This window comes from Rhodococcus sp. FH8 (assembly GCF_019266085.1).
In the GTDB taxonomy this organism is placed as follows: domain Bacteria; phylum Actinomycetota; class Actinomycetes; order Mycobacteriales; family Mycobacteriaceae; genus Rhodococcus_F; species Rhodococcus_F qingshengii.
Window position 1 is genome coordinate 489712 of sequence record NZ_LPNQ01000057.1, and the last position, 15325, is coordinate 505036.

Here is a 15325-nt window from a genome sequence, read left to right on the forward strand (position 1 = left end):
ACATGATGAATTCCCTCGAACCCACTGACCGGCGACGATGGGCAGCATTGGGCGCCCTCTGCACATCCCTCGTCGTAGTCACGATCGACAACACCATCCTCAACACCGCTATCCCGACCCTTGCCCGCGAACTGCAAGCGACCACCGTCGACCTGCAATGGATCACCAACGCTTACACATTGGCGTTCGCCGCCTTGCTCATCACGGCAGGTGGACTCGGCGCGAGATTCGGTCACCGTCGGATACTTCTGACCGGCCTCACCTTGTTCGCCCTCGGGTCAGCCTTCGCTGCCCCCTCTCACACGTCAATGCAGCTGATCGGATGGAGAACAGTGATGGGGGCAGCCGCCGCACTGGTCATGCCGGCGACGCTGTCACTTGTCGTCTCGATGTTCGCCCCGCACGAGAGAGGCCGGGCGATAGGAATCTGGTCTGCAACCGCCGGACTGGGAATCGCGATCGGCCCCGTGGCCGGTGGCGTACTTCTCGAACATTTCAGTTGGGGAAGCGCCTTCTGGATAAACGTCCCACTGGTCGCCGGTGTGATCGCCGCGACGGTTTTTCTTATGCCCCCGGCAAGAGGGATCACGAAGGGTTCGTTCGACATCCCCGGACTCCTGCTGTCCGCCGGCGGACTGGCTTTGATCGTGGATGCCCTCACCCAGGCAAGCCTTCGCGGATGGTCGTCGCCCGTCACGGTGCTGGAGATCGTCAGCGCAACAGCACTTCTCGCCGGATTCGTCTGGTGGGAGCTGCGGGCCTCGGCGCCGATGACCGACGTGCGCATCTTCACCAGTCGAGTGTTCAGCATCTCCAATGCCATCTTGGCCGCAACGTTCTTCGCCCTTTTCGGAGTTCTCTTCACGTACACGCAATACCTCCAATTAGTTCGTGGTTACGGTCCATTGGTCGCCGGCGTCGGTGCAGTTCCGTTTGCGATAGTGATGGCGGCTGTCGCCTCCAGCAGCGATCGTATGGTCGGCCGATTCGGCGTGCGCAGTTCGATCGCGACCGGTCTCGCAGTCATGTCCGCGGGACTGTTGGTCCTGTCGATCGCAGCAGATAGGTACGCACCGTTCGGAATCCTGGCTGCAATCATGGCACTGGTCGGCGCGGGGATGGGGTTGGTCATGGCTCCGGCCACAACCACGTCGATGTCTTCGGTTGCGCCCCAGCAGGCTTCGATGGCCAGTTCGATCAACAGCGTCGTGCGAGAGTTGGGTGGAGTTCTGGGCGTCGCCGTCATCGGGACGGTCGTAGCCACCGTTTTCCGGTCCCGCTTCGAACCCGGAGTCGACACTTCCACAGCCGATCCGGCGCAGATCCATGCCGGCGCTCCCCCCGCGAGTGCCTTGACCGACGCAGCGAACCAGGCTTACACCTCGGCGATGAGTACCGGAATCCAAATCTGTGCCGCAGTCGCGTTCGTCGGTGCGTTGGCCGTCATTGCACTGTTTCCCGCACCACGTCGCCCGGTTTCTTGTCCTCCCGCAGACCTCGCCAACTCGGATGACGCAGACGCTCGGTCTTCGTCCAATCCATGAAACGGACCTCACCGACGAGTTCCGGCCTCACCCACACCGCACCCGTGCGGTCATCTGCTGGAAGTTCCTCCCCGAACGGACTTTCCTTCTGACGCAGCGGTTCCAGTGTCGCAAGTAAAGACTCCAAGTCGCGATCACTGAAGCCGGTACCGACGCGCCCCACGTAGGTCAATCCATCCTCACCCGGAATTCCCATGAGCAGCGCCCCGATCCCCTGTGCTCGATTGCCCTGCCCAGTGCGCCACCCTCCGATCACCACCTCTTGAGTGCGCCAGTTCTTCACCTTGATCCAACTCGACCCACGCCGCCCCGGAAGGTAGACCGATGCACGACGTTTGGCGACAATCCCTTCCCATCCGGCATCGGTACTCACCTCCAACGCGTTCTCCGCCGTGCCCTCGATCTGTGGAGGTACCTCGAGCTCACCGACCTTGCCCGCCAACGCATTCAACACGGTGCGCCGGTCCGAGTAGGATTTCCGCAGCAAAGACACTCCGTCGAGGTACAGAAGATCGAAGGCCAGGAACACCGGCTCCCCACCTCGCTGGAGAAGACCGAAATCGGTGACCCCCGCGTCGTTGTACGCCACCACTTCACCGTCGAGAACCACGTCATGACCGTCCAGCACCTCGGCCAACCCGGCAAGGGCGGGATAGTCCCCGGTCTTGTCGTTACCCGCGCGACTGCGAAGTGACATTGTGCCCGAATGATATTCGAGAATCACTCGGATCCCGTCCCACTTTCCTTCGAAAGCCCACTCCTGCGAGTCGAGACCTTCGAGCGTTCCAGCGGTGGCAAGCATCGGCTCGAGATTCTTGGGAAACTCCGTTCCGAAACTCGCGTTCTGATCCTTCATCAGATGCATCAACCACTGGTCACCCTTCGTCCGGATCAGCGCGAAGCGTCCCTGCACCCGTTTCCCACTGAGGCGCACGATCACCTCGTCTTCACGCCACTTCTCGGTCTCGTACGTCCCGGAATCCCAAATCGTCATCGAACCGCCGCCGTACTCCCCCTTCGGAATCGTGCCCGAGAACGTGGCGTACTCGAGCGGGTGATCCTCGGTGTGCACGGCCAACCGATTCTCTCCGGCACTGGTCGGCACGCCCTTCGGAACAGCCCAGGACACGAGCACACCATCCCGCTCCAGCCGAACGTCGTAATGCAATCGTCTGGCGTGATGTTCCTGAATCACAAAGGTATTGCCCGCTGTCTCCTTGGTCACCGCAGCAGGGATCGGCTCCGGCGTCCGGTCGGCCGACCGCTTGTTGCGATAGTGCGTCAACGTGTCGGCTACAGCCGCCGAGACCGGCGGATCCAGATCGCCCAGCAGATCACCATCGGATTCGACGCGCTCCAGAACCTCGTCGAACAACAGATGTCGTAGTTTCGGATCGTCGAGTTCGTCCCAACTGCGCGGCGCGGCAACATAGGGTTGATCGCGACCGCGCATCGAGTACGGCGCAATGGTTGTCTTGGCTGCGTTGTTCTGACTCCAGTCCACGAAAATCTTGCCTGCCCGCACATTTCGAGCCATCGTCGCGGTGACGAGATCTGGGTGAAGCTTCTCGAGTCCGGTGGCGATCTGCTTGGCGACAGTCGACGCACCGCTGCCGTCCAAGGCTCGATCCAGTGGAACGTAGAGGTGAATTCCCTTGCTACCACTAGTTACCGGATAGGCAGTCCACCCCAGAGTTGCGACCAGATCTCGAATCGACCTCGCCACCTCGGCGCACTCGGTCAATCCGACGCCTTCGCCCGGGTCGAGATCGAATACCAGTCGTGTCGCCGGACCACGCTCGGAACCGTCGAATCGCCATTGGGGAACGTGCAATTCGAGTGCGGCCTGCTGCCCCAGCCACGCCAGGGATGCAACGGAATCGAAGACCGGGTAAGTGACGACACGATCAGAATGTTGCAGCGACGCACGCGTGAGCCACTGCGGGGCAGACGACGCAAGGTTCTTCTCGAAGAAGGACTGACCGTCCACGCCATTGGGCCAACGCTTACGAGTGCCCGGTCTACCGACGACATGCGGAAGCATGACTGCGGCGATACGGGTGTAGTAGTCGATGACTTCGGCCTTCGTGGTGCCGCTCTCGGGGTAGAGGATCTTGCCCAGATTGGTCACGGACACCGTTGTGCCGTCGAGCGTGATCTGACCCCGATCCGTCGTTGCCATTTCCTCATTGTGCTGGATAGTGCTGCATCTGGCAGTAGAAATCTGGTGGATCGGAAACCTGCCGCTGCGCCAGTCCACGGGCAAGACTGGATTCTCGATGGGAGAGGAGACCACGATGACAGTTCGCAGTTCCGTGGAGCCGTTGGTGGACAACAACTGGCGGATGTTCGCCACCTGTAAGACGGTGGACCCCGCGGTGTTCTATTCGCCGGGTGAAGAACGCGGACGCAATCGGGCTGCACGGGAAAATTCCGCAAAGCAGGTGTGCTTCCGCTGCCCGGTCATTCGGGACTGCCTGACGTTTGCACTCGACACCGCTGAACCACACGGAGTATGGGGTGGGACGACACCGTCGGAGCGCCTTGCACTACGACGCTCAGCTGCGTGAACTCCGCTCACACGAGACCCCCGTCACGTTCGTACCGGACAAACAGGCAAGATGGCCTTGTGCCTATGACACGACGCGCTGTTGCCGTGACCGCGATCTTCGCTTCCTCGATCTTGTTGGGCTCGTGTTCGTCGCAGCCGGAGGCACCTGCGGCAGCGGACACCACGACCACGGTTCCCGAGGCATTCACCAAACTGCCCTCGACTACCGCCGTGGACAAGTGCGGACCCCAGAGCGGGACCACCCTCGAAGACGGTGTCTTGACCATCGCCACCGATTCGCCGGCGTACGCGCCGTGGTTCGTCGACAACACTCCGTCCAACGGCAAGGGCTTCGAGGGAGCGGTGGCCCGGGCCGTCGTCGACAAGCTCGGGTACAACGCCGGTCAGGTTCGCTTCACCACGGTCGCCTTCAACGACGCACTGAAACCAGGCCCCAAGGATTTCGACTTCGACGTCAATCAGTTCACGGTTTCCGGGGATCGCCGCGAGAACGTCGACTTCAGCTCGCCGTATTACGCAGTGGCGCAGTCGGTGATCGCCTCGCGCGGGAGCACAGCCGCTGAGGCAAAGAATCTTGCGGATCTGGCCGGCTACCGTTTGGGCGCTCAGACCGGTTCCACCAGCCTCGCGGCGATCACCGACACGATTGTTCCGACCACTGCGCCACGCGAGTTCGCGACCACGGACGACGCGAAAGCTGCGCTGGCCGCGGGCGAGATCGACGCATTGGTCGTCGACATCCCGACCGGATTCCACATCACCGAGAACGAACTGCCCGGGTCGGTCATCGTGGGTCAGTTTCCGCGGCCCAACGCGGTCACCGAATTCTTCGGGTTCGTGCTCGAGAAGAACAGTCCTCTGACGGCGTGCGTCTCTGCCGCCGTGGATGCGCTCTACGCCGACGGCACCCTCGAGAGACTCGCAACCGAATGGATCACGGACAGCGCCGACGCGCCAGTCCTCGAGTAGTTCAGCCGGCGCGCCCACTGATCGCGCCGACGAAGACCTTCGGGATGTCTGCCGGTGTCGGAGCGAAGTGGCTGTTGCCGCCGGTGAGAGCCGAAATCTGCTCGAGCACATCGGTATCGGCGTCATCGGTGACACCGATGGTGATGATCGGTACCGGCCGCGTCGGGTCCTGCTCGCGAGTCAGGGTGTCGAGAAGTTCCTGCAGCGAGATACTCGACGGATCATCGTTCGCACCGTCGGTCAGCAGAATCACCGAATTGATCGAGGCCGGATCGTAGGTCTGTTGCATGGACCGATACGCGGCGAGAACGCTGTCGTACAAACCTGTTCCGCCGCCGACGATCGAAGAGAGGTCGTCGATCCGAGACAGCAGTTTGCTCCGATGATCCGTGTCGCCTTCAGTTGCATCCATACGGGCGACAGGTTCGAGTTCGCGGTAGTCCGTGCCCTCGCCGAGGTCTACGGAGAATGCCCAGAGACCCAATTGTGCGTTGGCGGGAAACATTCGGATCGCAATGTCACCGGCCTGTGCAGTCGCGGCCATTCGAGTGACCCCGTCCTGCATGTAGTCCATGGACCCCGAGACGTCGACAACTGCCAGTGCACGGGAAGGCCTGGACAGAATCTCGTACCGCGCAAGCGCTTTGGCGACCACAGTCGGATCGGACGGCACCAGCGAGCCAACTTTTCCCACTCCACCGGCGACCGGCGGGGCCTGATCCGCGCCGCGGAACCCGAGGCCGGCAAGTACGGAGCGCCCGGTGTCCGATGTCAGCGCTGCCGCCAGCAGTTTGCCGGCGTCGACCGCCGCCGACGAGTCTGCACCCACACCTGCCATCGGGTAGTCCATGAAGACCGAACCGGAAGACGGTACCGACGCGGTGAGTCGACTGTCCGCATGTGCGGCGAGATAAGCCTCGAAGGTCTGCTCGGTCGTCACCGCGGTCCCGCCGTCCGCGTCCACGGTTTGGATGCGTCCGGTCGAACCGGTTTCCTTCAGATTTCCGTACTGCGCTTGCGCCACCGGGTCCAGGGCTGCCGAAATGGACGTGAGGTCCCCGCCCCGCGACTGGGCCTCGGCAAAGGCTGCCACGATCGGTGCGCTGGAGACGGCACTGGTGAGGGGATCGCCGATGTGCAGTGCTGGAGCGCCGAGGACATCCGTCCAAGCGGCGGGTGCCTCGCTACCCGGCGCCGAGACAGTGACAACAGGGGTGGACGCGACCGAGTTGCTGATCCGGCGAATCTCCTGCCCGCTAGCCGAAACCTTGTCCAACCATTCGCTCGAATCAGGGATCCACAGTGCGGGTGCCGAACCGTCGGCGATCGCCGCGACGGTGAGCACGGGATCTCGCGGCGTCACACTGAGCGAGCTGCACCCGAGTTCCGTAGCGGGGATGGCAGCGGCGACAGCTTCGAGTCCCGAGGCGATCGACGGATCGGCGGCCACGGTCACGGTTTCCGGGTTCTCACAGCTGGTTGCCGTCGCAGCTGTGACAGCACTCGCACCGAGTTCTCCCTTGTCGCTGACGCCTTTGAACGTCACGGCGAATGCTGCGGTTCCACCGACTGCGACTACTGCCAAGAGTCCGATCAGAACCTGCACGGATCGAGGCATGGACGCAGGTGGTGCGCCGTACCCATGACGAGACGACATTGATCGAATCCTTTCCGGCGGGACCCGCATCAATAACCAACCGATGCCCGGTTTATCCCGCCGAAAAGAATCCTAACTCATGTTAGCGGTGAAGTAGCTCGATGTGGAAATCTCCACAACTAGGTGTAGATCTGGACAAACTGGGCCAGCGACTTCTCCACATCGCCTTTGAGCGCCCGCGCCACACTCGAACCGATCGGGCCGAACAACGGCGCGCCGCCCAACTCGACTGTCAGCGCGAGTTCCGACCCGTCGCCCTTTGCCTTCACGTCGAGTTCGAGACCGAGCTTGACCCCGCCCTTGCCGTCTCCCTTGAGCGAGATCGCCTTCGGAACGTCGTACTTCTTGATGGTCCACCGAACGCGGTTGCGCAGGCCCTTCACGGTCACGACCGAGCTGATCTCGGTGCCGACACCCAGTTGTTCGGGAAGTTCACTGCGCCATCCGTCGTGAACCACGAGCCAGTTTTCGTATCCACTGAGATCGGACGCCTTGTCCCACACTTCCTGAGGAGGAAGCGGAACGTCGATTTTCACTGTGAGCTTTGCCATGGCAGAACAATAAGCCCCGTGCGCCTTTTCCGTAACCAGAGGTACCAGAAAGACGCACGGGGCTTTGCCCCTCTTAGTGGCTGACTGCCTTTTCGACGCCGACGCCGGTGAGGGAGCGAACTTCCATCTCCGCCTGCTTTGCCGGATCTTCGATCTTGTTACGTCCGATGTACGTACCGACGATGCCGAGGACGAATGCCAGCGGAATCGAGACGATGCCGGGGTTCGAGAGCGGGAACCAGGCGAAGTCGGAGTTCGGGAACATCGACGACGGCTTACCCGACACCGCCGGGGAGAACACGATCAGCGTCAAGCAGCTGATCAAACCGCCGTAGATGCTGAAGAGCGCACCGGTGGTGTTGAACTTCTTCCAGAACAACGAGTAGAGCAGGGTGGGCAGGTTCGCCGAGGCCGCCACTGCGAAGGCGAGAGCCACCAGGAAGGCGATGTTCTGCCCCATCGCCATGATGCCGAGAACGATGGAGACGAGTCCGATGACCACGACGGTGATTCGAGAAACTCGAACCTGCTGCTCCTCGGTTGCGTTGCCGCGCTTGATGACACTGGCGTAAATGTCGTGAGCGAACGACGCCGAAGCAGTGATCGCGAGACCGGCAACGACGGCGAGGATGGTCGCGAACGCCACCGCGGAGATGATGCCGAGGAAGATGGTGCCACCGAGCTCGAAGGCGAGTAGCGGAGCGGCCGCGTTCTCCTTACCAGGCGCTGCCAAGATCTTGTCCGGTCCGACCATGCTGGCCGCGCCGTAGCCGAGAACCAGTGTGAACAGGTAGAAGGCACCGATGAGCGCGATCGCCCAGGTCACCGAGCGGCGAGCTTCCTTGGCAGTGGGCACCGTGTAGAAGCGCATCAGCACGTGCGGCAGGCCCGCGGTGCCGAGCACCAAAGCGATTCCGAGAGAGATGAAGTCGAGCTTCGTCATTCCGGAAAGACCGTACTTGGCACCGGGCCCGAGGATGTCGCGTCCCTGCACACCCTTGGTGGTGGAACTGTTGACCATGTCCTGCGCATTGGCGAGCAACTGAGAGAAGTTGCCGCGCACTGCCCACAGAACGAGTACGAACATGATTCCGGCTCCGGCAACCAGCAGAACTGCCTTGACCATCTGTACGTAGGTGGTGCCCTTCATGCCGCCGACCAAGACGTACACGATCATCAGCACACCCACGATCGCGACGACGATCGACTGTCCCACCTTGCCGTCGATGTTGAGCAGCAGCGCGACAAGTCCACCGGCGCCGGCCATCTGGGCAAGAAGATAGAAGAGGGAAACGGCCAGAGTGGACAGGGCTGCCGCCATGCGCACCGGACGCTGCTTGAGTCGGAAGCTCAGCACGTCGGCCATCGTGAATCTGCCCGTGTTCCTGAGCAATTCGGCGACCAGGAGCAGTGCAACCAACCAGGCGACAAGGAAGCCGATAGAGTACAGGAAGCCGTCGTAGCCGTACACGGCGATCGCACCTGCGATACCGAGGAACGATGCCGCCGAGAGGTAGTCACCGGCGATGGCGAACCCGTTCTGCGGGCCGGTGAACTGCCCACCACCGGTGTAGAAGTCGGACGCCTTCTTGGTGGTCCGGCTGGCGCGGATCACCAGCGTCATGGTCACGACGACGAAAGCGAGGAAGATCGCGATGTTGAAGGCTGGGTTTCCTACGTCCGTTCCGGACGCGGCGAGTGTGGTGATCACTATGCGGGACCTTCCAGTTCTTCACGGATGGCGGCGGAGCGGGGATCGAGCTCACGACCGGCGAACTTCACGTACCACGCGGTGATGGCGAAGGTCGTGACGAATTGCCCGAGGCCGAGGATGATGCCGAGATTGATGTTGCCGAGGACCTTGGTGGCCATGAAGTCGTGGGCATAGGTAGCCAGGACGACGTACACCGCATACCAGAGCAGGAAGAATGCAGTGATGGGGAAAACGAACTTGCGCAGACGCGTTCGGAGTTCCTGGAATTCGGGACTCGCTTGCATGTCTATGAATGCCTGGGCATCCGGGGTGCGTCGCTCTTGCGGCGACCCCTCACTGATTTCTGCTGTGGACACTGCCGGCTCCTCGCCTCGCGTGTGAAGTGAACTACGCACAGACGTTAGTGAGATCGGAGTCACATGAAGACGCTGTGGCGCCAGTCACACGGTGAGCAGTCGCGCGCTGCGCCGAACGGTCAGGCAGGCGCGACCAACGGCAGAGGGTTCGGGCGGTGAAAGTCAGGGTTGGCGGAGATCGTCTTCGCGATCGGAGCCCATTCCGAGACGTTCCGGGGCGTGCATCCGCGTGAAGATTCGCACAATATCTGCCGGTATCTGCTTCGACGACACCTTGCTCACGACGATCATCGTGAGGAACGCCAGCGGCACGCTCACCGCGGCCGGGAACGCGAAAATGGCTGCCGGCCAGCCACCGAGGACGTCCTCCGACAAACCACCCAGGACGGCGACAGTAGCGGCAGTGCCCGCAACACATCCACCGACAACCATCCCCGCCCCCGCGCCGACGGCAGTCAGACCGCGCCACCAGATACCCAATACGAGCAGTGGGCAGAGCGTCGACGCAGCGACTGCGAACACCAAACCGACGGTTCTCGAGAGGTCGACCGACACCACCGCCAGCGACAGCACGAGAGGAACGACCCCGGCCAGTAGCGCTGCAATACGGAAGTCTCGAACTCGACCACGGAGAACATCGGTACTGACGACGCCGGCGATGCTGACGAGCAATCCGGACGACGTCGACAGGAAAGCGGCGATGGCACCGGACGCCACGAGGGCTGCCAGCAGTTGTCCGCCCCACCCCGAGAACACCGAGCCCGGCAACAGCAGCACCGCCGCGTCAGAGGTGCCGGTGATCAGAAGTTGCGGGACGTACAGTCGAGCGAAAACACCGAGGAGTGTCGGAAACAGGTAGAACACGCTGACCAGACCGACAACGGCGAGCGACGTCAGACGGGCTGCCCGGCCGTCGGGGTTGGTGTAGAACCGGACGAGAACATGAGGAAGGCCGAGCGTTCCGAGGAAGGTCGCGAGCATCAGCGAGTACACCTGGTACATCGGGTGCGGCCCACCGAAACCCCAACCCGGGGTGATCCAGTCAGAGTTCTGCGCGGGCGCTCCGGCGACGACAGGGACAGCGGCTCCCGCGTCGAGGACCATGGACATGCCTTCACCGAGAGTGTGCTCCCCCGGCCCCAGGGTCATCGTGCCTTCGACCGCTCGCCCGTCGACTGTGCCGCCGCTGACCGTCACCGGCTCGGACACCTGGACGACGACGTCGGTGGTGATGTCGACGGTCGTCGCAGTGGTGACCGTCGGCGGCATCGACGCGCCGACGTCGTGGTGATCGCCGAAGAAGTAGAAGGTCAGTGCCACAGCGGGAATCGCGACGGCAGTCAGTTTCAGCCAGTACTGGAAGGCCTGAACGAAGGTGATCGAGCACATCCCGCCGCCGACGACGTTGGCGATGACGATGACCCCGACCGCTACGCCGCCGATCCAACTGGGAACCCCGAGCAAGATATTGAGCGTCAGTCCCGCGCCTTGGAACTGTGGAATCAAATACAGGATGCACACCATCGCGACCACGAGCATCGCGAGCTTGCGCAATCGCGGTGAGCCGAGACGGAACTCGGCGAAATCGGGGACGGTATACGCACCGGAACGCCGAAGCGGCGCTGCGACGAACAGCAGCAGGGCGAGGTATCCGGCGGTGAAGCCGATGGGATACCAGAGTGCGTCGGCGCCGTACTTGGCGACCAGCCCCGCAACACCGAGAAACGAAGCAGCAGAGAGGTACTCGCCGGAGATGGCCGTCGCATTCCACCGCGCACTGACGGTTCTGGACGCGACGAGAAAGTCCGAGGTGGTACGAGCGAGCCGAACGCCGTAGATTCCGATAGCCACCGTCGCGACAGCTGCTGCCACGATGCCGAGCACCGTCAACACCGGGATAGGTTGTCCTCCCACAGTGCCGCGCTCAGTCGTCCACGATGTCGTTGAAGTCCTGCTCGTTTCGCTCCGCACGACGCACGAACACCCAACCGGTCGTCAACAGCAAGGGATACACGGCGCCGCCCATCACGAGCCACGGCAACCGGATGCCAAGGACCGCGACCTCCGACAGCGTCGGGAAGAGATGCGTCAGCAGCGGCACCGCACACAGGAGCCCGGCTGCGACGACGGCAAGGCGAATCGCCAGTCCCAACTGCGCGCGAACGAGACCGCGGATCATGGCGTCACCGACTTCGGTCTGTTCCTGCACCTCCACCCGTGTTCGCACGATCCGTGCGCCACTACGTTGCGCCAACACAACGCGCTCACGCTGCGGAGGATCGGACTGCGACGTCACCGCGACAACCAACTCTGCTTGGGCGCACGAACCAGTCGATCCTTGAGTTCACGGGTGTGTCTGCGACTGACCGGAAGCTCGACGGGAGGCTTGTCGCCGTGCGGGCGCAGACAGACCACCAATCCACTGCCTACTGTGCGGATGCCGGTGACCAGCGCCAGAGACACCAGGTAGGAGCGGTGCACACGCAAGAAGCCCGCGTCGGCCCAGCGTGATTCGAGCGTCGAGATCGGGATGCGCACCAGGTGCGACTTTCCAGCGGTGTGCAAACGCGCGTAGTCCCCGTCGGCTTCCACCCACTCCACCGAGGAACGCTGAACGAGCGTCGTTACACCGCCCAGTTCCACCGGGATCACCTCGTCCGTGGGCGCAGCTTCGGGTTTGCTCTCACTCTTGGTGCGCCCGGCCAGCCCCACGATCCGCTGAACGGCCTGAGCGAGACGCTCCTCCCGGAGCGGTTTGAGTAGGTAGTCGACGGCGCCGAGATCGAATGCGTCAACCGCTCGATCGTCGTGCGCTGTCACGAACACCACGGGCGGTGGCGTCGCGAAATTGGAGAGGATGCCGGCCAGTTCGAGACCGTCGAGTCCGGGCATGTTGATGTCGAGAAACACCGCGTCGATGCTTCCACCGCGCAGTATCCGCAACGCTGTCGTCGCATCCGATGCCGTGTGAACGTGCGCCACCGAGTCCTCGGCGCGCAGCAAGAAGGCCAGCTCGTCGAGGGCTGGTTTCTCGTCGTCGACGGCAAGGACGGTCAGCTGGGCATCAGTGTCAGTCTCGTTCACAACAGGTCCATGTTCCCACGACGGTTTCAGCCTGATCATCGAAGGCGAGAATCAGACGTGAATACCCTGCTTGAACTTGGGAACACGCATGCTGACCTTCGTACCGGCACCCGGCGCTGTCTCCACCACGAGTCCGTAGTCGTTGCCGAACGCGGCACGAAGTCTGTCGTCGACGTTGGCCAAACCGACGTGAGCAGCTTCTCGTGCGCTGGGTCGCCCCGATCCCGACTCGATGGCGTCGAGCGAACCGGAGCGCAGTAGTTCGGGGTCCATCCCCACACCGTCGTCCTCGACGCTGATGATGCAGTCCGGTCCCTCGTCCGCAGCCACGATGCTCACGGTCCCGCCCTCCGGCTTACTCGAAATGCCGTGACGAACCGCGTTCTCGACCAGCGGCTGGAGGGCAAGGAAAGGAAGAACCACGTTGAGCACTTCGGGTGCTATCTGAAGGCGGACGTTCAGAGCCTCCCCGAATCGCGCGCGTTCGAGGGTCAGGTAACGATCGATGTTGCGCAACTCGTCGGCAAGCAGGGTGAACTCACCCGCAGATCGGAACGAGTACCGCGTGAAGTCCGCGAACTCGAGGATCAGTTCTCTGGCCCGCGCCGGATCGGTTCGAACAAACGATGCGACCGTGTTGAGCGCGTTGTAGATGAAATGAGGACTGATCTGTGCGCGCAGGGCACGCACTTCGGCTCGATCCAACAGGGCTCTGGACGCGTCGAGGTCGGCGAGTTCGATCTGACTGCAGGCATATCGTGCGACCTCGGTGACCGCTCCGAGCATTCCCGGCCACGGGTCCTCGCTGGTGACGATTCCCAGTACGCCGACCACGCCGATGTCCTCGATCAGCAGGGGCTGAGCGATCAGCGCTCGCACATGGTGATCGCTCGGTCCGCGCACCAGGTCCGAGTGCGTGACGAGTACCCGGCGTTCGCCTTCGATCGCACGAATGGCGGCGTCATGGAATTGTTCGGACAACGCTTCGTGACGGCCGTCCCACGCCAACAGGTTTCCCGACGCGTCTGCCAGGCCCAGACCGGAGCCGCCGGTCAGCTCGCGTAGGTGAGGCGCCGCCTCGGCGGCCGAATTCTCGTCGAGTCCACGCCGAAGTGGCCGCGCGGCAAGCGAAGCCGTATGGAGAGCGGCATGGACTGCACGTTCGGTGGGGGTGGTCACCTCACGTCTGGTGCGCATCCACACAGCCGTCAGCGCCCCGGCCACTGCGAGAATCAGCACGCTGAGAAGCGCGACCACGGCCGGACTCAAGGCGAGTCCTCGTCCAGTTTCCGTATCAGTGTTTTCGGAGCCACCGTGCGGTACGCATCTTCGACGACGTCGGCTACGTCGTTCCAGAATTTCTCGTCCTCGGTCTCGTCGGCACTCGGAACGTCGAGGTACACCCCGATCCATCCCCGGCCACCCACGTACGGAGGGACGAAGAACCTCGACGGGTCACGACTGACCCAATCTGCCTGCGCCCCAGGTGGGGCCGCGGCCCAGATCGCGACGCGATCGTCGTGGTGGTGATCTGCCATGGTGACGAACTGCGGCGCCTTGCGCACGAACCACGACGCTTCACCGTGGCTGACCCGCTCGGTCGCCTCCGGCAATGCCAGTGCAAGAGCGCGGATTCGCTCCAACGGCGTCATCGATTCACGACCCGCAGGTATTCGGTGCCGGAACACCTGCAAATCGATCCTTCACCCACGCGACAGCTCCCGGCACAGCGGCGCCGTCCGCATGACCTTCACCCGGTCGCGCCTGGAATTCGATGACGTCACCGTCGGCGCAGGCGCGTTCGACTGCCGCCTCGGTCCATTCCGGACGGATCAGGTTGTCATTGGTACCGACGACTACGTACATCGGACCGCTCGCGCGTTGACGGGGAAGAGCAACATCGCTGAGCCACGCGTGAATTCGGTCCGCATCCTCGGCGGTAGCCGGCCGCGTGTCGGCGGGCGTCACCTTTCCGACCAGACCCAACTTCTCCGTCGCCCGAGAGGTCAGGCACGAGGTGAGCAGGTCGTAGTTCTGCTCGAATGCGCCGCGCACGTAGTCGGTTCGTTCGAGGTCCGGATGGGTGAGGGACAGCCCTTCGAGTACATAGGGCAGCAGCAGTTGCTGAGGCAGTGACAGATTCACCTCGGAATCACTCGAGATGATCGGCGAGATGTCCGCTGCCGGGGACAGGTTTGCTGCACCGACGAATTCGAGTCCGTCGCCGTAGGTGTCGGCTTCCTCGGCTGCCGCCCAGGATGCCTGCCCGCCTTGGGACAGCCCCAGAGTTGCCCAACGAGTCGAGGTGTCCGGAACGACGTTGCGCGCCGCTCGAACCGCGTCGATGACGTTGAACGCCGCGGTGTCCGGTTGCAGGTAAGGATGCGGGTCCGGAGTGCCGAGGCCCTCGAAGTCGGAGACAGCGACCACGTATCCCGAGTCGAGGAACGGCGCGACCAGGCCGATCGTGCCGAACAGGGTCGGCGAGGCCGACGGCGCGCAGTCGTCCGAAATACCCGTCGTGCCATGGCCGATGGAGACGATCGGCCAACCGCCCTCCGGCGGAGTTCCAGGCGGCGTGAACACCGTTCCCGACACCTGAGTCTCTCGGCCGTCGATACCGGAGGTGGAGCCGTACAGGATTTTCACCGCGCTTGCTCCGGACGCCGCCACTTCGGCTGTGCTGGTGAAGGGTTCACTGTCGAACACGACGCCACGTTGCGCACTGCTCTCGACCGACGGGGTTGTCGTGGTCGAGGTGTCGGTGACGGAGACATCCGGCGAGGCATCCGATCCGCAGCCGACGCTCACGAGAAGTGCGCTCGCCACCACGACTCCCCAGACTGCGCGAACCCTCGAACTCCGAACAGTCATACGC

The 15325-nt window shown here is 62.9% G+C and carries 14 protein-coding genes; 3 read left to right on the forward strand and 11 right to left on the reverse strand.

Features of this window, described 5'->3' with window-relative positions:
* Positions 1 to 2: 2 nt before the first annotated feature.
* Entirely contained in the window at positions 3 to 1544 is a 1542-nt protein-coding gene (locus ATN38_RS04970; protein ID WP_218747674.1) for an MFS transporter, read from the forward strand.
* On the opposite strand, the gene ATN38_RS04975 is transcribed toward ATN38_RS04970, so the two are convergent.
* Positions 1444 to 3726 (reverse strand): ATP-dependent DNA ligase, encoded by a 2283-nt coding sequence (locus tag ATN38_RS04975; RefSeq protein ID WP_218747675.1) that lies wholly within the window; start codon positions 3724 to 3726, stop codon positions 1444 to 1446. The genes ATN38_RS04970 and ATN38_RS04975 overlap by 101 nt on opposite strands.
* Before the next feature lie 115 nt (positions 3727 to 3841).
* On the opposite strand from ATN38_RS04975, the gene ATN38_RS04980 reads away from it, so the two are divergent.
* Together ATN38_RS04980 and ATN38_RS04985 are read left to right on the forward strand one after the other, a co-directional pair.
* The gene (locus tag ATN38_RS04980) at positions 3842 to 4114 is read left to right on the forward strand and encodes a WhiB family transcriptional regulator (RefSeq protein ID WP_037128762.1); all 273 of its coding nucleotides are present in this window, start codon (positions 3842 to 3844) and stop codon (positions 4112 to 4114) included.
* Positions 4115 to 4179: 65 nt separating this feature from the next.
* Positions 4180 to 5085, forward strand: coding sequence for a transporter substrate-binding domain-containing protein (locus ATN38_RS04985; protein ID WP_218747676.1), 906 nt, complete (start codon positions 4180 to 4182; stop codon positions 5083 to 5085).
* A gap of 1 nt (position 5086) precedes the next feature.
* On the opposite strand, the gene ATN38_RS04990 is transcribed toward ATN38_RS04985, so the two are convergent.
* The 10 genes from ATN38_RS04990 to ATN38_RS05035 all read right to left on the reverse strand — a co-directional run bounded on the left by ATN38_RS04990 (position 5087) and on the right by ATN38_RS05035 (position 15321).
* Entirely contained in the window at positions 5087 to 6742 is a 1656-nt protein-coding gene (locus ATN38_RS04990) for a substrate-binding domain-containing protein (protein ID WP_218747677.1), read from the reverse strand.
* A 119-nt stretch (positions 6743 to 6861) separates the two neighbouring features.
* The gene (locus ATN38_RS04995) at positions 6862 to 7293 is read right to left on the reverse strand and encodes an SRPBCC family protein (RefSeq protein ID WP_003939735.1); all 432 of its coding nucleotides are present in this window, start codon (positions 7291 to 7293) and stop codon (positions 6862 to 6864) included.
* Positions 7294 to 7366: 73 nt separating this feature from the next.
* On the reverse strand, positions 7367 to 9004 hold the full coding sequence (locus tag ATN38_RS05000; RefSeq protein WP_007727752.1) for a cation acetate symporter: 1638 nt from the start codon (positions 9002 to 9004) through the stop codon (positions 7367 to 7369).
* Complete coding sequence (locus ATN38_RS05005; protein ID WP_007727754.1) at positions 9004 to 9363, reverse strand: DUF485 domain-containing protein; 360 nt, start codon at positions 9361 to 9363, stop codon at positions 9004 to 9006. Before ATN38_RS05005 ends, ATN38_RS05000 begins: the two co-directional genes overlap by 1 nt.
* 162 nt (positions 9364 to 9525) lie before the next feature.
* Positions 9526 to 11277, reverse strand: coding sequence for a cation acetate symporter (locus ATN38_RS05010; protein WP_218747678.1), 1752 nt, complete (start codon positions 11275 to 11277; stop codon positions 9526 to 9528).
* A 10-nt stretch (positions 11278 to 11287) separates the two neighbouring features.
* Positions 11288 to 11659 (reverse strand): membrane protein, encoded by a 372-nt coding sequence (locus ATN38_RS05015; RefSeq protein ID WP_003939880.1) that lies wholly within the window; start codon positions 11657 to 11659, stop codon positions 11288 to 11290.
* Complete coding sequence (locus ATN38_RS05020; protein ID WP_003939723.1) at positions 11656 to 12447, reverse strand: LytTR family DNA-binding domain-containing protein; 792 nt, start codon at positions 12445 to 12447, stop codon at positions 11656 to 11658. Before ATN38_RS05020 ends, ATN38_RS05015 begins: the two co-directional genes overlap by 4 nt.
* 51 nt (positions 12448 to 12498) lie before the next feature.
* On the reverse strand, positions 12499 to 13716 hold the full coding sequence (locus ATN38_RS05025) for a sensor histidine kinase (protein ID WP_030534943.1): 1218 nt from the start codon (positions 13714 to 13716) through the stop codon (positions 12499 to 12501).
* Positions 13713 to 14099 (reverse strand): MmcQ/YjbR family DNA-binding protein, encoded by a 387-nt coding sequence (locus ATN38_RS05030; RefSeq protein ID WP_007727762.1) that lies wholly within the window; start codon positions 14097 to 14099, stop codon positions 13713 to 13715. Before ATN38_RS05030 ends, ATN38_RS05025 begins: the two co-directional genes overlap by 4 nt.
* Positions 14100 to 14103: 4 nt before the next feature.
* Positions 14104 to 15321: a lipase family protein gene (locus ATN38_RS05035; protein ID WP_030534944.1), complete on the reverse strand. Its 1218-nt coding sequence runs from the start codon at positions 15319 to 15321 to the stop codon at positions 14104 to 14106.
* Between the last annotated feature and the right edge of the window lie 4 nt (positions 15322 to 15325).